The sequence below is a fragment of the Blattabacterium cuenoti genome, assembly GCF_014251815.1.
In the GTDB taxonomy this organism is placed as follows: domain Bacteria; phylum Bacteroidota; class Bacteroidia; order Flavobacteriales; family Blattabacteriaceae; genus Blattabacterium; species Blattabacterium cuenoti_E.
In genome coordinates, this window is sequence record NZ_CP059202.1 from 98,196 (window position 1) to 116,153 (window position 17,958).

The window sequence follows — 17,958 nt, forward strand, 5'->3', positions numbered from 1 at the left end:
ATATCTTTTATGTTCCAATATTTTATTTTTAGTGGTATTTTTTTATTTTTTGAACATGTAATTCATATTCTAGGAACATGGAGGTTATATAAAAAATTGGGGATAAAATCTTGGAAAATTTTAATTCCTGTATATAATATTTTTGTTCTTTTAAAAATTTATAGAAGATCTATATGGTGGATTTTTCTATTGTTTATTCCATTAACTAGTATCATGTTGATTTTCATTTTGTGGATGGATTTGATTTTCAATTTTTTAAAAAAAACGAAAAAAAATATTGTTTTATTTTTTTTATCTGCAGGATTATATATTTATTACATAAATTTTTTTAAAAAAATTCAAATCCAAAAAACTGATAACATAAGAAAAAAAAAAGAAGATAATATAGGAATTTTATTAGCATTTATTTTTTCTTTTATAACTCATACTTATGTAGTTCAACCTTTTGTCATTCCCACCTCTTCTATGGAAAGAACTTTATTGGTCGGAGATTTTATACTAGTCAGTAAAATTCATTATGGGTTACGAATGCCTATATCACCTATTTCTATACCTTTTACACACAATAATATTCTGGGAAATATAAAATCTTATATTTCTATTTTTAAATGGCCTTATTTTCGTTTTCCTTCCATTCAATCTGTGCAAAGAAACGATATAGTCGTTTTTAATTTTCCTAAAGATTCTAATCATAAGATAATAGATAGAAAAGATCATTATATTAAACGTTGTATAGGATTACCAGGAGATTTAGTCTATATTAGAAAAGGTATTTTATTTGTGAATCATAAAAAAGAAAGACCTTTTTTAGAAAAGCAACAATCTTATTTGATTAAAACGGTAAATGTTCCTTTAAATATAGAATACCTGAAAGATAAAATGGATGTAAAAGATATTGAATATGTAGGAGAACAAAATGATGAATATTTCTATCAAATAATGTTAAATGAAGAAAAAGCAAATCAAATAAAAAATTTATTTGAAAATATGGTTTTTATAAAAAAAAATATTCTTCCTATTTATTTTAAAGAACATTGTATATTTCACACTGATTGGAATAGAGATTTTTTTGGCCCATTGCATATACCTAAAAAAGGCGAATTTTTGAAATTAGATAGAAAAAATATTCATATTTATGATGAAATTTTTACTTATGAAAAAGTTAAAAAATTCGATATAATTTCAAAAAAATTTTATAAGATAAAAAACAATTATTATTTTATGATGGGGGACAATAGACATAACTCATTTGATTCTCGTTATTGGGGTTTTGTTCCAGAAGATCATATAGTAGGAAAACCTATATTTATATGGATGAGTATTGATTGGAATAGAGAAAATCCTTTAAATATATTAAACTGGAAATTTCGTGGGGATCGCATAATGAGAACAATAGATGGAAAACATTCTTATTTATCTTTATTTTTTTTATTTTCATTTGCATATTTAATTTATTTTTTGTTTCAAAACGATAAGTCATAAAATCAATAAAAAGTTTCATTTCTCATAAAAATACTTCCTATTAAATATCCAGATAAAATTCCCCCAATATGAGCAAAATGTGCAACACCAGGAGCCAAATTGAGAACAGCAGAAATCAAGCTTCCCAAAATAAAAATAATCAAAGCTTTTCTAACTGCTATTGGAAAAGGAAAAGGTAAAATAAAAATTTTATGTTCCGGAAAGAATTTAGCAAAAGCCCCTACGATTCCACTTATAGCTCCAGAAGCCCCCATCATAGGAGAATACATAGAACTATAAAGATTTATTTTTTGTTCTTCGTTTAAATAATCTAACATTTTTTTTGCTTGTGAAAAATCTAAAGTTTGAACAAAGTAATATAAAACACTAGTATTAAAAATAATTTGAAATAATGCAGCTAAAATACCTGATGAAAAATATATAATCATAAATTTTTTGACTCCTAACAGGGTTTCAATTTGTCCTCCAAACATGAATAAAGCCAACATATTAAAAATTATATGCAAAAAAAGTCGTTGAGAATGTACAAACATATGAGTCAAAATTTGATACAATTCAAATCGTTCGTCTAAAGGATGGTATAAAGAAAGAATACTTTCTATTTTATATTGTGAAAAAACAAAAGTAGCTGTATATACAAGTATATTAATACTAATTAAATGTTTGACAGCATCTGAATTGAAATTTGTATAAAAATTCACTTTTTAAAAAATATTTTTGCTCAATACAAAAAATATGGGATCTCCTGAATAGGTATAATTTGGATTATGACAAGAAAATAAATCTTTAATTATACATTCCATTTTTTCAGGATATAATTTTGTTCCGTATTTTACAGATGCGGATTTAGATATAATATGAATAAGTTTTTTTTTATTATTTTTTTCTCCTTTGATAAAATTATATGTTACAATATTTTGAATAATTCTAACTAACATATTTTTTTGTATATTTTCAGGGACAGAATATAAATAAACGAATTCATTACAAATATATAAATGAAATCCAAAATTGATCAAATCATTTTTGATATTATTCAAAGAAATAGATTCTTCTTCAAAAAGTTTTACCTTTAAAGGAAAAAGAAATTGTTGACTAACAAAACTTTTTTTTCTTAGAAAAAATTCAAATAATATGTTTTGATGCGCTCTATGTTGATCAACCAGTATTATATATTCATTATTGAACCCAAAAATTATATATTTTCTATTAATTTGTAGTGTTTTTATTTTTTTTTGATGAGAAACATAATGATAGAACTCATTTGTTAATTGAAAATTAGTATCATAATCAAATTCATTGATTTTATTTTGAATAATTTTTTCTTGATTAGCTTTATTAGTATTAGAAAGTTTATCATATAAATTATTTAATAAAAAACTTTTTTCAAATGATTTTCCAGATGAAAAAATATCATAGGTTTTCAATTCTTTGTTTATTACTTTATATTGATAAAATAACACGTTTTTAATTTCTTGTTGAATTATTTCACCAATAATTTTTTCTTCATCTAGCTTAACCTCTTTTTTTGTTGGATGGACGTTCCAATTTACTAAACTATAATCTAGGAAAATAAAAATAAAATAAGAAGCCGTCTTAAAATCTTTCAAAAAACCATCATAAGCATGAATAATTTTTTTATGCAAAAATAAATGCGTGACACAACGTTGATTCACCCATAAAAATTGATCTCCTTTTTTTGTAGAAACATCTGGAACGCTAACAAATCCTTTTACAAGAATTTTATTTTTTTTAATAAAAATGGGAACTAAATTTTTCCTTTTATTATTAATAAATACATCCTTTATTCTTTCTATTAAAGAAGCCTTTTTAAAATAAAAAATAATTTTATTGTTATGATAAAAACGATACGTTATGTTTCTATGTGCCAATACAATTTTATAGAATTCATAAATAATATGTTGAAATTCTATACGAGAAGATCTTAAAAATTGTCTTCTCACAGGAAGTTTATAAAAAATATTTTTTACAGAAATTCTTGTGCCTTTCAGCATATTTATAGGGATTTCTTTTTTTATTTTTCCTTCTTCTATAAAAAGATGAATTCCTACTGAACTTTCTCTATTTTTAGTTTGAATTTCTAATTGAGAAATATGCGCTATAGAAGCTAAAGCTTCTCCTCTAAATCCTTTTGTTTTAATTCTGAAAATATCATCATTTTTTTTAATTTTAGAAGTAGTATGTCTTTGAATACTCATTTTAGCATCATCAATACTCATTCCTATTCCATCATCCATTAATTGGATCAACGTTTTTCCTGAATCTTTGATAAAGATGTCAATGATTTTTGCATTTGCATCTATTGCATTTTCCAAAAGCTCTCTTAAAACAGAAGAAGGACGTTGTATTACCTCTCCTGCAGCTATTTGCTGAATAACTTTTTCAGGCAAAAATTGAATAATATTTTTCATTTTATAGATTTTCTAAATAAAGACATATATATAGCTGCTTTAGCACATTCTATTCCCTTATTTCCATTTTTTCCACCTGATCGATCAAAAGATTGTTGTTGATTCCTATCAGAAAGAACACAAAATATAACAGGGACATCATATATTATATTAATATCTTTAATTCCATGCGAAATCGCTTGACATAAATACTTAAAATGATGAGTTTCTCCTTGTATTAGAGAGCCTATTGCAATGATTGAATCAAAATTGCAACTATGAGCTATTTTTTTAGAAGAATAAATTAATTCATAACTTCCAGGAACTTCCCAAGTTTTTATTTTTTCTTTTACAACCCCTAATTCAATTAAAGTATCATAAGCTCCTTTATATAACCTATTTGTAATTTCCCTATTCCATAAAGAAACAATAATAGCAAATTTCAAATTTGCATTTTTTATTTTTTTTTTATCGAATGAATAAACAGAATCTGTTTTCATAAACATAATTTATAATTTATTATCAATAAACATAAGATACTTTTCTACGTTTTTTTTATACAAAAAAAAAGGATACTTCTTTTCTATTTTTTCTAGAAAATGTTTAGAATCTTTATATTTTCCTATATAAAAATTTAATAATGCTGCTTTATAATAATAAAGAGGAGTCGTAATTTCATTTTCTCTTATATTTGCTGCTATAATATAATTTTTTAAGGCTTCCTTTTCATTTTTTATTTGAGTGAAAGCGTCTCCTATTATACCGTATTTTATAGAAGATATAATTTTATCTTTTGCTGAAAAACTTTTCATCATTTTTATGGATTCTTTATAATCACCCAGTTTATAATAGCAAATTCCAGCATAAAACTTAGATATATTTCCTGCTTTAGTAAAATAAAATTTAGAAGCTACTCCCAAAAATCCTAAATAATTTCTTTTATTATTTTTTCTATTTAAGGCTTTCTCTATAAATCCTTGATATAAAAACTGTTGAGCTTTATTCAATTCTTTCCCCGCTTTTATTTCTGATGGATATAAAAAAAGTATCTTTAATAAAAAAAACGCGATAAATATTATGATTATAAATATGATAGAAAAAAAAATTGTATTTCTTTTCATGTCATGAATTTCAATTATATATTATTATAAATTTAATTTTTTTCACTTTAACATACATCATCTTCATTTTTTTCTTATGACTTCTATAGTTTTTATTCTTTTATGATTTATGCTTTTTATAATAAATGAATAATTTGAGAAATTTATTTTTTGTTTTCTTTTGGGAAATTCTTTATTTATTTCCATAATAAACCCTCCTAAAGTATCTGCATCTCCTTTTTGATTTTCAAAAAAAACCTCCTCTTCTTCTTTAAGATCCATAATACGATAGAAATTAATTAAAGATGTTTTTCCATCAAATAAATAATCATTTTGGTTTAATTTGGAATAGGACATGTCTTCTTCATCAAATTCATCAATAATGTCTCCTACTATTTCTTCAATTACATCTTCAAGGGTTACTAATCCAGACGTACCTCCATACTCATCCACCACAATAGCTAAATGTATTTTTCTTTTTTTAAAATCGCTTAAAAGATCATCTATCTTTTTTTTTTCTGGAACAAAAAAAGGACTATGAATCAATCTATTCCATTTAAAATTCTTGTCATAAAGAAACGGAAGTAGGTCTTTAGCAAAAAGAACCCCTTCTATGTCATCAATACTATCTTTATATATAGGAATCCTAGAATATCCTTGATTACGAACCAATTCTAATACATCATGATAATTAATATTGCTATTTAAAGCGAACATATCTATTCTAGGGGTCATAATCTGATGTGTTTCTGTATTTCCAAAATCAACAATTCTTTGCAAAAACTGACGTTCTTTAATATTTTTATGATTTGAAGACGTAATTTTTAAAGCTTTTGAAAGCTGATCTACAGAAATGTAATTTTTCTTTTTTATTATGATTTTTTCTATAAATTTTGAAATAAAAATTATGATTTTACTGATGGGATCTAATATTTTGCTAAGAATCATTAATGATTTTGCCATAAAAAAAGCAAAACGTAAATTATTTTTACTAGCATATATTTTAGGTATAATTTCCCCAAATAAAAGTAAAATAAAAGTAAGAACTACTACCTCTAAAAAAAAATCAATGGGAATATGAATTTTTTTATAAAAAATAAAATATTTGTTTTGCAAAAATTCTGTTATCAAATAAGAGCTTAATATGATAATTCCAATATTAGAAAAGTTATTAGATATTAATATTGTTGCCAATAGCTTTTTTTTTTCTTTTAGGATTTTAAACACAATATTCCCTTTATAAGAGTTTTTTTTTCTCTCTTTGTCAAGAGTTTTTTTTTCAATACAAAAAAAAGCAGTTTCTGATCCAGATATTAGTGCAGAAAATAATAATAGTATTATTATTAGTGCAAAATAAAAAACTAAATAGAAGGTTTTTTCTAAAAAAACATTCGTCGAAGATTCTTTTTCCAATAGATTAAATTTTGATAATAATTTTTATAAAAAAAATGAAAAATTTATCGTCATAAAAAATGGATTTTAAATTCATGTTAGAGTTCATCAAATCATTTTTTCATGTTTTAAAAATAAAATAATAGGACGTGGAAAAGGATACTCTACTATTTGATTAGGTTGGATAAAAAAAAAATTATCAAAAAATTTATTTTTCTTTAAATCTTGTAAAGTTTCACAACTAAGAAATCGAATTGATAAAACTTGATGGGTAAGTTTGTGTTCAATTTTATAAATTGAAGTATTATAAATTACTATTTGAAATATTTTACAAATTTTATCTATTATTTCATGAATTGAAAGATTTTTTTTTGATTCTATTAAAGGAAAATCATAAAGACCCTTCCATATATCTTTATTTAATCTTTTGCTTAAACAAATATTATTGTTACGATCACGTATGAAAATATAATAAAAAAATCTGTGTTTTATAAATTTTTTTATTTTTTTTACAGGTAATTTATGTACAGTTCCATTTCGAAGGGAAAAACAAGAATTTTTAACTGGACATAATAAACATTTAGGGTTTTTTGGAATACATAAAATAGAACCTAAGTCCATAATTGCTTGATTAAAAATTCCTGGACGTTCAAAATCCATGATTTTTGAAACAATAACCCGAAGCATATTTTTTGTAGTAGTAGATGTAATATCATTGGATATTCCAAAATATCTGGAAAATACTCTACAAGCATTTCCATCAATAGCAGGTATAATTTCATGAAAACATATAGATGCAATAGCTGCTCCTGTATACGGTCCTATTCCTTTATATTTTATTAATTCTTGATATTTTACTGGAAAAAAATTTTTTCCATTTTTTAATTCTTTAGCAAAAGAATGTAAATATTTTGCTCTAGAATAATACCCCAATCCTTCCCACTTTTTTAACACATCTTTCTCCTCTGCTTGAGCTAGTTTTTCTAAGTTTGGAAATTTTCTTATAAAATTTAAATAAGACTTTATTATGGTTTTTGAAACTCTTGTTTGTTGCAACATAAACTCTGAAACTAATATATAATATGGATTTTTAGTTTCTCTCCAAGGAAGTTTTCTATAGTTTTTCTTGTACCAATTTATTATTTTTTTTGAAAAACCCATATGTTTTTAATTTTAAAGCAATTTATGCCTATTTATAAAAAATTGGTATATTTAGGAAACCGAATCGAATTTTGTTATTCGATATAATGATTTAACATGACAAAAGCAGATATAATAACAGAAATCATATCAGAGACTGGATCTGAGAGAGTTGATACGCAGAAGGTGATAGAAACATTTATGAAAAAAATAAAACAAAGTTTAACGTCGGGGGAAAATGTTTATTTAAGAGGATTCGGATCATTTATTATTAAATATCGAGCGAAAAAACTGGGACGTCATATATCCAAAGATATGTCTATTGTAATTCCTGCGCATAATATACCGGCATTTAAACCTGCAAAATCTTTTACAGAACTAGTGAAAAAAAATGTTCCTATAAAGAAATAAATAAAAACGGGAATATAATGAATCAAAAAATTACTAAATAAAAATTATGCCAAACGGAAAAAAAAGAAAAAGACGTAAGATAGCAACTCATAAAAGAAAAAAAAGAAATAGGAAAAATAGGCATAAAAAGAAATAATAATTTTTTTTCAAAAAAATTAATCTATTGTAATTTCTACAAACTTTTTTTCCTTGTTTTTGTGTATGAATAAAGAATTAATTATAAATGCAGAAGAACAAAAAGTTAAAATAGCTCTTTTAGAAGAAGGAAAATTATTAGAGCTTCATAGAGATGTTTTTAATAAAGAATTCTCTGTAGGAGATATTTATTTGGGTGTCGTTAAAAAAATTCTGCATGGATTAAATGCTGCTATTATAGATATAGGGCATTCAAAAGGAGGTTTTTTGCATTATGATGATATTGGATTTCAAACTCATAAAATATTAGATTTGATATCAAATAATCATACAAAAAAAAAAGAAAAAAAATTGGTTTTGAATAATTTAAAAAACCAAGAAAATAAAAATTCTATATGTCATATATTGCATATTGGACAGAAAATATTAGTTCAAATTTCTAAAGAACCTATTTCTAATAAAGGACTAAAACTTACTACAAAAATTTGTATTCCAGGGAGAAATATAATACTCATCCCTTTCTCAGAAAAAATTTCTATATCCAAAAAAATAAAAGACATAAAAGAAATAAATAGATTGATTTCTTACATAAAAAAAATAACCCCAAATTCATTTGGGATTATTATTCGTACAGCTGCTAATAACGAAAGAGAAGAGGTTTTGAATGAAGAACTGATTTTTTTAGTAAAAAAATGGAAAAAAACATCAAATAATTTAATGAAACTCCCCCCCCCAGTTCGGGTGTTAAATGAAAGTAGTAAAACTTATTGTTTATTAAGAGATATATTCAATGATGATTTTAAATCTATTTGTTGTAATAACAATTTTATATGCCAAGAAATTCATTCATATTTATCTTTAATTTCTCCAAAAAAAACTAACATAATTAGATATTACAAAGGTAATATACCCATATTTGAAAAATATGGTATAGAAAAACAAATACAAATTTTTTTAGGAAAAAATGTTCCTCTTGAAAATGGAGCTTATCTTATTATAGAGCACACTGAAGCTTTACATGTTATAGATGTTAATAGTGGGATGATCAATCATATGATGAAAAATTGCACGGAATCAGAAAGAATGAATAACATATTAAAAATAAATTTGTTAGCAGCAACGGAAATAGCTAGACAATTAAGATTGAGAGATATGGGGGGTATTATCGTAGTGGATTTTATAGATATGTCTGATTCTATACAAAAAAAACAACTATATGAACATTTAAAAGAAAAGATGAAAAACGATAGAGCAAAACATCAAATATTACCACCCAATAAATTTGGGTTAGTTCAGTTTACTCGTCATAGGGTAAGACCTGAATTAAAAAAAATGAATATAAATAATAAACATTCCAAAAATTCTCCTGAAAATTATATTTATCACTTAGAATTTGTTATAGAATCTATTATAAAAAATAAAAATCATAAAAAAATACAATTACATATTCATTCTTTTGTTTCGGCTTATTTAAAAAAAGGATTTCCTTCTATTCAACAAAAATGGTTGTTGAAATATAAAAAATGGATTCGAATAATTCCAAGAGATTCATTCGAATACACAGAATATAAAATTCTGAATAAAAATCGTGAAATTGTATCATCTTCTTTTTCTTTTCATTAAAATTTATTATAAATTTCCAAATCAAGTGGGCGTGGTGGAACAGGTATACACGTCAGAATTAGGATCTGATGCCTATTAGGCGTAAGGGTTCGAATCCCTTCGCCCACACTATACACTTATTTTTGTATATTTCGCTTTTTGTATCCTATATAAATTTGTCTGGGTCTTCCTATGGGATCTTTATTATTTTTCATCTCTTTCCAATGAGCCATCCATCCCGGTAATCTTCCTAAAGCAAACATAACAGTAAACATATATTTTGGAATACCTATAGCTTGATAAATAATTCCGGAATAAAAATCAATATTAGGATAGAGTTTTTTTTCTACAAAATAAGGATCTTGAAGAGCCTCTTTTTCAAGATTTTTTGCCAATTCCAATATTGGATCAGAAATTCCTAATTTTTGAATCATATTTTCTGCTACTTTTTTAGCTATTTTAGCTCTAGGATCAAAATTTTTATAAATTCTGTGCCCGAACCCCATGAGTCGAAATGGATCTTTTTTATTTTTTGCTTTTTCTATCCATTTTTTTATATTTCCTCCACTTCGTAAAATATCTTCTAACATTTCAATTACAGCTTGATTCGCTCCCCCATGCAATCTACCCCAAAGAGCACTCATTCCTGCAGATATAGATGAAAACAATCCAGTATCAGCAGAACCTAATAAACGAACAGTAGTTGTGGAACAATTTTGCTCATGATCGGCATGTAATATTAATATCTTATTCAAAGCGTCTGTAATAATAGGATTTTGTTCATAAGATTTATTGGGAATAGAAAAAAACATTTCTAACAAATTAGATGTATAATCAAGATGAGGATTAACATGAGGAGGAGGTAATCCTACTTTTTTTCTGTAAATTAAAGCGGCTAAAATAGGTAATTTAGCTAATAAATGAAGATACATATCTTCTTTCTGTAAAGAATTTATAAATGTATCTAAAATATAGGTTAAAGAAGACAAAATCCCCATTGGATGATAAAAATTAGGAATATGGTCAAATATTTTGTTTATTTCTTTATGAAGATGATTAAATTTTTTTATTTTTTCAGAAAAAGATTTTAATTGTGCAGTATTAGGGAGCTCTCCATTTAAAATAAGATAACTCGTTTCAATAAACGAGCATTTATTGATAATTTGTTCTATGGGATATCCTCTATATAAAAGTTCTCCCTTTTCCCCATCTATAAAACTAATGGAACTTTTTGTGATTCCTGTGTTTTTAAATCCTGGATCAAATGTAATAAAACCTGTACTGTCTCTTAACTGAGAAATATTAATGGCTTTCTCATAAAAAGTCCCATAAACTACAGGTAGTTTGTAATGATATCCATTGATATTAAAATTCACGACACTGCACATAATAAATTAATATTTAATATTTTTAAATATATATAATATAAATAAAATGTGACTTTTATATTTTAAAAATCATTTCATCAAATGAAATAAGGGTATCAAAACCCTTTTCAGAAAAATAGTTTTTCATTCCTTTTCTAGAACTTATTAAAACAAAATCCCCACCCCAAGCACCTAAACTCTTTACTATACCCAGATAGTCCGGAAAATATATTTCTTTAATAGTAGGGACGTTTAATATCTTTGATATAATATTTTCATGTTTTAACAATAATTCTTCAAATTCTTTTAATGTCTTACAAAAAGGAATTCTATAAGTTATAGAAGATATGGAGTCAATGTTTTCATTAGATATATGAGATATATTAGAACGAAAATATCGTATTTCATCACAAGTATTTTGTTTTTTATTAAGATGCAGAAAAAAAAGTTGATCTTTAAATGGGGGATTAAATTCTATAGGAATAATATGAGGTTTTTGATTCCAAAGTTGATAAATTATGGGTTTTGAAATTGAAACGCAAGCTATATCATAACCACTACCTGGAAAATTGTTTCCTAATAACATGTAAGGATCTATTTTTGCCCATTTTGCTATGTTATTAATTAAAGTAGAGCTACTACCTAACCCCCAATTTCTTGGAAATTCCAGTTGTGTTTTTACATATATTCCTAATGAATCAGGAAGAAAATCTTTTTTAATTCTTTTAGATTTTAATAATAAATCTCTTAGTTTAATAGCCGTATTTTTTTCTGTTTCGTAACAAATATCTAGAGTAGGAAGTTTAAACACTCCTTCAAACCAAGGTTGGTTGATTTCATCATAGCTTTTCCAATGTAGAACAGAAGATAAATTGTGTATAAAGATAGCTAACGATTGTCCTTTAATTGTAGGAAGAGCTAATCCACAGGCTCCATACAAAATGAAATATTCTCCTGTTAATAACAGTTTTCCATGACTATAAAAAAAACGTTTATATCTATGTCGATGCATTATGGATTGATATTTTTTTATACAGAATTCTTTAAAATTTTTTTAATTAAACCTTGTAAAATATTACCTGGGCCTATTTCTGTAAATGAAACAGCTCCATGAGATATCATATTTTTTATAGATTGTTTCCATTTAACTGGATAAGTCAGTTGTTTGACAATATTATTTTTTATATCATAAGATTTTGTGACAGGTAGTGCAGTTACATTTTGATATATTGGGTATTTAGAGTCTTTAAAATAAATTTTATTTACAATTTTTTGAAATTTATTTTGGGCTGGTTCCATTATTGGAGAGTGAAAAGCCCCATGAACAGGAAGAACAAATATTTTTTTAGCTCCTATTTTTTTTAGGATAATACAAACCCTTTTTAAGGCTTGTATTTCTCCAGAAATTACTAGTTGTTCAGGGCTGTTATAATTGGATGGGACGACAATCCCCGGGTCGTTTTTACAAACGTCTTCTATAATAGAATCTTTTAAACCCACTATTACAGACATTCCCCCATGAGTTGATTCACAAATATTTTGCATAATTGATGCTCTTTTATTCACTAATTTTAATCCATCTTCGAAGGAAAATACATCAACTGCAGCTAAAGCAGAAAATTCGCCCAGAGAATGTCCCGCTACCATATCGGGATTAAAATTATTCGATATTTTTGCCTTGATAACTGAATATATATAAATTGATAATTGTGTATATTTTGTATTTTTTAAAGTATCCATAGATCCTTCAAACATTACAGATGTCATTCGAAAACCTAAAATTTCATCAGATAATTGAAATAATTTCTTCGCTAAATGAGACTTTTTGTATAAGTCTTTTCCCATTCCTACAAATTGAGATCCTTGACCAGGAAATAGATAAGCTTTCATAAAATATTTTGATTCAAAAAAAATTAAAAATTAATTATTACATGAAAATAACCGATACCCATACTCATTTATATATGAGAGAATTTGATGAAGATATTAATTTTGTAATTAAAAAAGCCTTTCATAAAGGTATCAATAGATTTTTACTCCCTTCTATAGATAGTTCTACTATACCTAGTATATTAAAATTAGAAAAAAAATATCCGAATATATGCTTTCCTATGGTGGGATTGCATCCCAATAAAGTTGATCCATACAATTTAGAAAAAGAATTACAAAATATTAAAACATGGTTATATAAACATTCTTTCATTTCTATAGGAGAAATTGGAATGGATCTACATTTAGAAACAAAATTTGTATCTGAACAAGAATATGCTTTTCAAACTCAAATACAATGGGCTAAACAAAAAAAACTACCCGTAGTTATACATTGTAGAAAAGCTTTTGATCAAGTTTTTCATATTTTATCAAAAGAGAAAAATCCCTTTCTTAAGGGAGTTTTACATTGTTTTTCAGGAACTTTGGAACAAGCTAAAAAAATTATTGATATTGGAATAAAATTAGGCATTGGAGGAATAATCACTTTTAAAAATAATCATGTTAGTCAATTTTTACATAAAATAAATTTGAATCATATAGTATTGGAAACTGATTCTCCTTACCTTTCTCCACATCCTTTTAGAGGAAAAAGAAATGAACCAGAAAATTTAAGAATAATTTTAGAAAAATTATCGCAGATTTATTCTACATCAGAAGAAAAAATATCCGATATTATTCATTTAAATGTGGAAAATTTATTTTTTAAATAATATTTTGATTCACACCATTTTGGATGGATTAACAAAATTTTCAAATTCATCAACAGTTAAGTATCCTAATCGAATTGCTTCTTCTTTTAATGTAGTATTATTTTCATAAGCATATTTTGCTATTTTTTCCGATTTTTCGTATCCAATATGAGTATTAAGCGCTGTAACCAACATCAAAGATTTTTCTAAAAATTCTTTAATTCTTCGATAGTTTGGTTTTATTCCTTTTACGCAAAAAGAAGAAAAAGAAAAACAAGCATCTGAAAGAAGTTGAGAAGATTGTAAGAAGTTATACGCCATTAATGGTTTATATACATTTAATTCATAATTTCCTGAAGATCCAGCCACAGAAATAGCCATGTCATTTCCTATAATTTGAGTACAAACCATAATAATAGCTTCACATTGAGTAGGATTTATTTTACCAGGCATAATAGAAGATCCAGGTTCGTTTTTAGGAATATAAATTTCTCCAATACCTGAACGTGGTCCAGAAGATAAAAAACGAATGTCATTTGATATTTTAATTAAAGAAATAGCTATTTGTTTAATAGCTCCATGAGATTCTACTATAGCATCATGAGATGCTATTGCTTCAAACTTATTTTTTGCTACTTTAAAAGGCAACCGAGTATATTCACAAATATACTCGGTTACTTTTTTATCATATCCTTTAGGAGCATTCAATCCTGTTCCTACAGCCGTTCCTCCTATAGCCAATTCAGAAAGATGATCTAGAGATCTTTTTAGTGCATTTAATCCATGATCAATTTGAGAAACATATCCAGAAAATTCTTGTCCTAAAGTAATGGGAGTTGCGTCCATAAGATGAGTCCTTCCTATTTTTATAACATTATTAAATGATTTTGATTTTTCTTCCAGCGTTTTTTTTATTACTTGAATAGAAGGAATAGTTTTTTTTACTAATTTCTGATAAGAGGCTATATGCATTGCTGTAGGAAAAGTATCGTTAGATGATTGAGACATATTCACATCATCATTAGGATGGATAAAAGATTGGGAACTTCCTAATTTACCTCCCATTAAAACATGAGCTCTATTAGAAATGACTTCATTGATATTCATATTAGTATGAGTTCCTGATCCTGTTTGCCATATAACTAAAGGAAATTGATCATTTAGCTTTCCTTCTATAATTTCATCACAAACTAAAGATATCATATCTTTCTTTTTTTTGGATAGAATACCTAATTCAAAATTAGCATGAGCAGCAGCTTTTTTTAAAAAACCAAACGCATGAATAATTTCTATAGGCATAGAAGCTTCTGATCCAATTCTAAAATTATTTCTAGATCTTTCTGTTTGTGCTCCCCAATATTTATTTGCAGGTACTTTCACGGATCCTAAAGTGTCTTTTTCTATTCTATATGTCATTCTCCTATTTTTTTACGAAATTATATATATAAAATATAAAATAATAATTTATCTATGATTATTAAATTTATAGGATTTTTGTTTTTTTTATTTATAACTATATCTGGCTTTTGGTGTTTACTTTTCTTATCTTCTTTTATTATTTATTGGATAATGAGTGTATTCATTTTTATAATCCGTTCTAAGTATGTTAAAAGAAAAAAAATACAGGATCCTTAAAAATAAATATTTTTGGATTAGCGTTTTTTTCTTCATATGGATATCTTTTTTTGACTCTAATTCTTTAATGTTACATTATAAGTTTAAAAAAAATATTCATGAAATGACATATAACAGAGATTTTCTGAAAAAAAAGATTTCATTAGAAGGAGTCAAACTAGAAAAATTAACCACAGACCCTAAATATCTTGAAAAATTGGCAAGAGAAAAATTTTACATGAAAAAAGAAGATGAAGATTTATTTGTTGTAAATAAACAATAGGAAATGAAATAATAATATAACAAACACTAACTAACGATTAACGCCCCATATGAATGAGTAAAACACTTAAATCTGAAGGGGAAATTCCACTAATTCTTGAAGCTTGAGCTAATGATATTGGTCGATAATAATCTAATTTCTCCTTTGCTTCTAAAGAAAGAGATTTAATTGATTTGTAATCAAAATTATTTGGAATTTTAATATTTTCTAATTTCAATAATTTTTTTGCATTTTCTTTTTCTCTATCTATGTATCCTTTATATTTTATTCTGATAGAAACTTGTTCCAATATTTCCTGAGAAAAATTATTTTTTTTAATTTCCTCTGTTAAAAATGGAATGGGAACAATGTCTTGTACATCAATCTCAGAACGAGATAAAATGGTTTCTATTTTTTTTTCATGATATATTTTAGTAGAATTTTTAGCCATCAATATAGGATTTATAGTCTTTGGATCAAAATTTTTATTTTGGAATAAATACATACATTTTTTTATTTTATATTGTTTTTGATCTAATCTCGACATTTGTTCCTTTGAAATTAAGCCTATATTGTATCCCATAGGGGTTAATCTTTCATCCGCATTGTCTTGTCTTAATAGCATTCTATACTCAGCTCTTGACGTAAACATTCTATAAGGTTCTTTTGTCCCTTTTGTAATCAAATCATCTATTAAAACACCAATATAAGCTTGATTTCTTTTGAGAATAAATGGTTCTTTTTGGTGAATTTTTAAATGAACATTGATTCCAGCCATTAATCCTTGCGCCGCAGCTTCTTCATATCCAGTCGTCCCATTGATTTGTCCGGCAAAAAAAAGATTTTCTAGAATTTTGCTTTCTAAAGTAGCTTTTAATTGTTCTGGTGGAAAATAATCGTATTCAATAGCATAGCCAGGTTTCAATATTTTTACTTTTTCAAAACCTGAAATTTGTTTTAAGGATTGAAATTGTATTTCTTCTGAAAAGGATGTTGAGAAACCATTCACATATACTTCTACAGTATCCCATCCTTCTGGTTCAACAAAAATAGTATGTTCTTCTTTATCATAAAACCGTAAAACCTTTTCTTCTATGGAAGGACAATATCTAGGACTAACACCTTGAATCAACCCTGTATAAATTGGAGAATTGATAAAATTATTACGTATAAAATCATGTAGTTTTTTATTGGTGTAAGTAATGTAACATTTTCTTTGTTTTTTCAATTTTTTGGGATTGTAAAAAAAAGAAAATTTTCTTGGATTTATGTCTCCATTTTGAGGCCTCATCTTATCATAATTTAAAGAACGGCCATCTACTCTTGGTGATGTTCCTGTTTTCATTCTTCCAAACCTAAATCCAAAATTTTTAGTTAATTGTTCCGTAATACCTGTTACTTCTTTTTCTTCTATTCTTCCTCCATTTATTTTTTTACCCCCAATATGTATTTTTCCATTTAAAAAAGTACCATTTGTAAGTATCACTGATTTACCTTTAATTTTCAATCCAAAATAAGTTTGAACTCCTTTTACTTTATATTGTTCTATTATTAAAGATGTTACTGTATCTTGGTATAGATCTAATCTAGCGTTTTTTTCTAGAAAAAACCTCCAATAATGAGAAAATAATTTTCTATCACATTGAGCTCTAGGACTCCACATAGCAGGCCCTTTAGATTTATTAAGCATCCTAAACTGAATCGTACTAGAATCTGCAACTATTCCAGAATAACCCCCTAAAGCGTCTATTTCCCTAATAATCTGCCCTTTAGCAATTCCTCCTATAGCTGGATTACATGACATTTGACCTATAGTTTGCAAATTAGTAGTGATAAGTAAAGTTTTGGATCCCATCTTAGAAGAAGCAGAAGCAGCTTCTATGCCTGCATGGCCTCCCCCAACCACAATAACATCATATATATCTAAAAACATGATTTATTTTATTGAAATAAATTTAAATAAAATTCTTCTTTTTTTTTCATAATTTCTTTATCTATATGATGATGATCATCGTATCCTAAAAAATGTAATACAGCATGTATCATGACACGTTTCAATTCATACATAAAAAACTGGTCCCATTTTTTAGAATTCTCACTAACTCGATCTACACTAATAAATATATCTCCTGATATATATTTATTGATAGAATAATCAAACGCAAGCACATCTGTATAAAAATTTTTTCCCAAATGTTTTTGATTCATATTTAAAAGAAAATTATCATTACAAAAAATATAATTAATATTTCCAATATACATACCTTCATTATTTAACAAAATACAAATTTCATTAATTAATGAAGACCCTTTTTTAATATGAAAATCAGGGATTTCATAAAAAAAATTAATCATTAATAA

The 17,958-nt window shown here is 25.8% G+C and carries 17 protein-coding genes and 1 tRNA gene; 6 read left to right on the forward strand and 12 right to left on the reverse strand.

All coding sequences use genetic code 11. The annotated features are described in order from the left end of the window. Positions 1–9: 9 nt before the first annotated feature. The gene (gene lepB / locus H0H54_RS00435) at positions 10–1,482 is read left to right on the forward strand and encodes a signal peptidase I (RefSeq protein ID WP_185863325.1); all 1,473 of its coding nucleotides are present in this window, start codon (positions 10–12) and stop codon (positions 1,480–1,482) included. A gap of 2 nt (positions 1,483–1,484) precedes the next feature. Here the strand turns inward: lepB and H0H54_RS00440 are convergent, their stop codons facing one another. The 6 genes from H0H54_RS00440 to H0H54_RS00465 form a co-directional block, all read right to left on the reverse strand. After that, a complete protein-coding gene (locus tag H0H54_RS00440) occupies positions 1,485–2,183 on the reverse strand; it encodes a rhomboid family intramembrane serine protease (protein ID WP_185863326.1) in 699 nt (232 codons plus the stop codon). A 3-nt stretch (positions 2,184–2,186) separates the two neighbouring features. After that, positions 2,187–3,914 (reverse strand): DNA mismatch repair endonuclease MutL, encoded by a 1,728-nt coding sequence (gene mutL / locus H0H54_RS00445; protein ID WP_185863327.1) that lies wholly within the window; start codon positions 3,912–3,914, stop codon positions 2,187–2,189. Continuing rightward, positions 3,911–4,393, reverse strand: coding sequence for a 6,7-dimethyl-8-ribityllumazine synthase (gene ribH / locus H0H54_RS00450; protein WP_185863328.1), 483 nt, complete (start codon positions 4,391–4,393; stop codon positions 3,911–3,913). The genes mutL and ribH overlap by 4 nt, the downstream gene beginning before the upstream one ends. A 9-nt stretch (positions 4,394–4,402) precedes the next feature. Next, a complete protein-coding gene (locus tag H0H54_RS00455; RefSeq protein WP_185863329.1) occupies positions 4,403–5,014 on the reverse strand; it encodes a tetratricopeptide repeat protein in 612 nt (203 codons plus the stop codon). Between the two features lie 63 nt (positions 5,015–5,077). Then, positions 5,078–6,406, reverse strand: coding sequence for a gliding motility-associated protein GldE (gldE, locus tag H0H54_RS00460; protein WP_185863330.1), 1,329 nt, complete (start codon positions 6,404–6,406; stop codon positions 5,078–5,080). An 87-nt stretch (positions 6,407–6,493) separates the two neighbouring features. Then, the gene (locus H0H54_RS00465) at positions 6,494–7,546 is read right to left on the reverse strand and encodes an A/G-specific adenine glycosylase (RefSeq protein WP_185863331.1); all 1,053 of its coding nucleotides are present in this window, start codon (positions 7,544–7,546) and stop codon (positions 6,494–6,496) included. Positions 7,547–7,642: 96 nt separating this feature from the next. On the opposite strand from H0H54_RS00465, the gene H0H54_RS00470 reads away from it, so the two are divergent. From H0H54_RS00470 to H0H54_RS00480, 3 genes are all read left to right on the forward strand, one after another. Then, on the forward strand, positions 7,643–7,936 hold the full coding sequence (locus H0H54_RS00470; protein WP_185863332.1) for an HU family DNA-binding protein: 294 nt from the start codon (positions 7,643–7,645) through the stop codon (positions 7,934–7,936). A gap of 201 nt (positions 7,937–8,137) precedes the next feature. Then, the gene (locus H0H54_RS00475) at positions 8,138–9,694 is read left to right on the forward strand and encodes an Rne/Rng family ribonuclease (protein WP_185863333.1); all 1,557 of its coding nucleotides are present in this window, start codon (positions 8,138–8,140) and stop codon (positions 9,692–9,694) included. Between the two features lie 25 nt (positions 9,695–9,719). Then, positions 9,720–9,802, forward strand: a tRNA-Leu gene (locus H0H54_RS00480). A gap of 8 nt (positions 9,803–9,810) precedes the next feature. Here H0H54_RS00480 and H0H54_RS00485 read toward each other — a convergent pair. Genes H0H54_RS00485 through fabD form a run of 3 tightly spaced genes read right to left on the reverse strand, consistent with a single transcriptional unit; the run spans position 9,811 to position 12,930 of the window. Then, the gene (locus H0H54_RS00485; RefSeq protein WP_185863334.1) at positions 9,811–11,061 is read right to left on the reverse strand and encodes a citrate synthase; all 1,251 of its coding nucleotides are present in this window, start codon (positions 11,059–11,061) and stop codon (positions 9,811–9,813) included. A gap of 55 nt (positions 11,062–11,116) precedes the next feature. Next, positions 11,117–12,052 (reverse strand): GYDIA family GHMP kinase, encoded by a 936-nt coding sequence (locus tag H0H54_RS00490; RefSeq protein WP_185863335.1) that lies wholly within the window; start codon positions 12,050–12,052, stop codon positions 11,117–11,119. 17 nt (positions 12,053–12,069) lie between these two features. Continuing rightward, the gene (fabD, locus tag H0H54_RS00495) at positions 12,070–12,930 is read right to left on the reverse strand and encodes an ACP S-malonyltransferase (protein WP_185863336.1); all 861 of its coding nucleotides are present in this window, start codon (positions 12,928–12,930) and stop codon (positions 12,070–12,072) included. 41 nt (positions 12,931–12,971) lie between these two features. Here fabD and H0H54_RS00500 point away from each other — a divergent pair, with 41 nt between their 5' ends. Next, positions 12,972–13,742, forward strand: a complete 771-nt coding sequence (locus H0H54_RS00500; RefSeq protein WP_185863337.1) for a TatD family hydrolase — start codon at positions 12,972–12,974, stop codon at positions 13,740–13,742. A gap of 9 nt (positions 13,743–13,751) precedes the next feature. Here H0H54_RS00500 and fumC read toward each other — a convergent pair whose 3' ends face one another. Beyond that, positions 13,752–15,137 (reverse strand): class II fumarate hydratase, encoded by a 1,386-nt coding sequence (gene fumC / locus H0H54_RS00505; protein ID WP_185863338.1) that lies wholly within the window; start codon positions 15,135–15,137, stop codon positions 13,752–13,754. Positions 15,138–15,423: 286 nt separating this feature from the next. On the opposite strand from fumC, the gene H0H54_RS00510 reads away from it, so the two are divergent. After that, positions 15,424–15,618 carry a septum formation initiator family protein gene (locus tag H0H54_RS00510; RefSeq protein WP_238784793.1) on the forward strand — a complete coding sequence of 65 codons (195 nt, stop codon included), beginning with the start codon at positions 15,424–15,426 and terminating at the stop codon, positions 15,616–15,618. A gap of 37 nt (positions 15,619–15,655) precedes the next feature. On the opposite strand, the gene mnmG is transcribed toward H0H54_RS00510, so the two are convergent. Next, entirely contained in the window at positions 15,656–17,530 is a 1,875-nt protein-coding gene (gene mnmG, locus H0H54_RS00515; protein ID WP_185863340.1) for a tRNA uridine-5-carboxymethylaminomethyl(34) synthesis enzyme MnmG, read from the reverse strand. A gap of 8 nt (positions 17,531–17,538) precedes the next feature. Further along, on the reverse strand, positions 17,539–17,952 hold the full coding sequence (ybeY, locus tag H0H54_RS00520) for an rRNA maturation RNase YbeY (protein ID WP_185863341.1): 414 nt from the start codon (positions 17,950–17,952) through the stop codon (positions 17,539–17,541). Between the last annotated feature and the right edge of the window lie 6 nt (positions 17,953–17,958).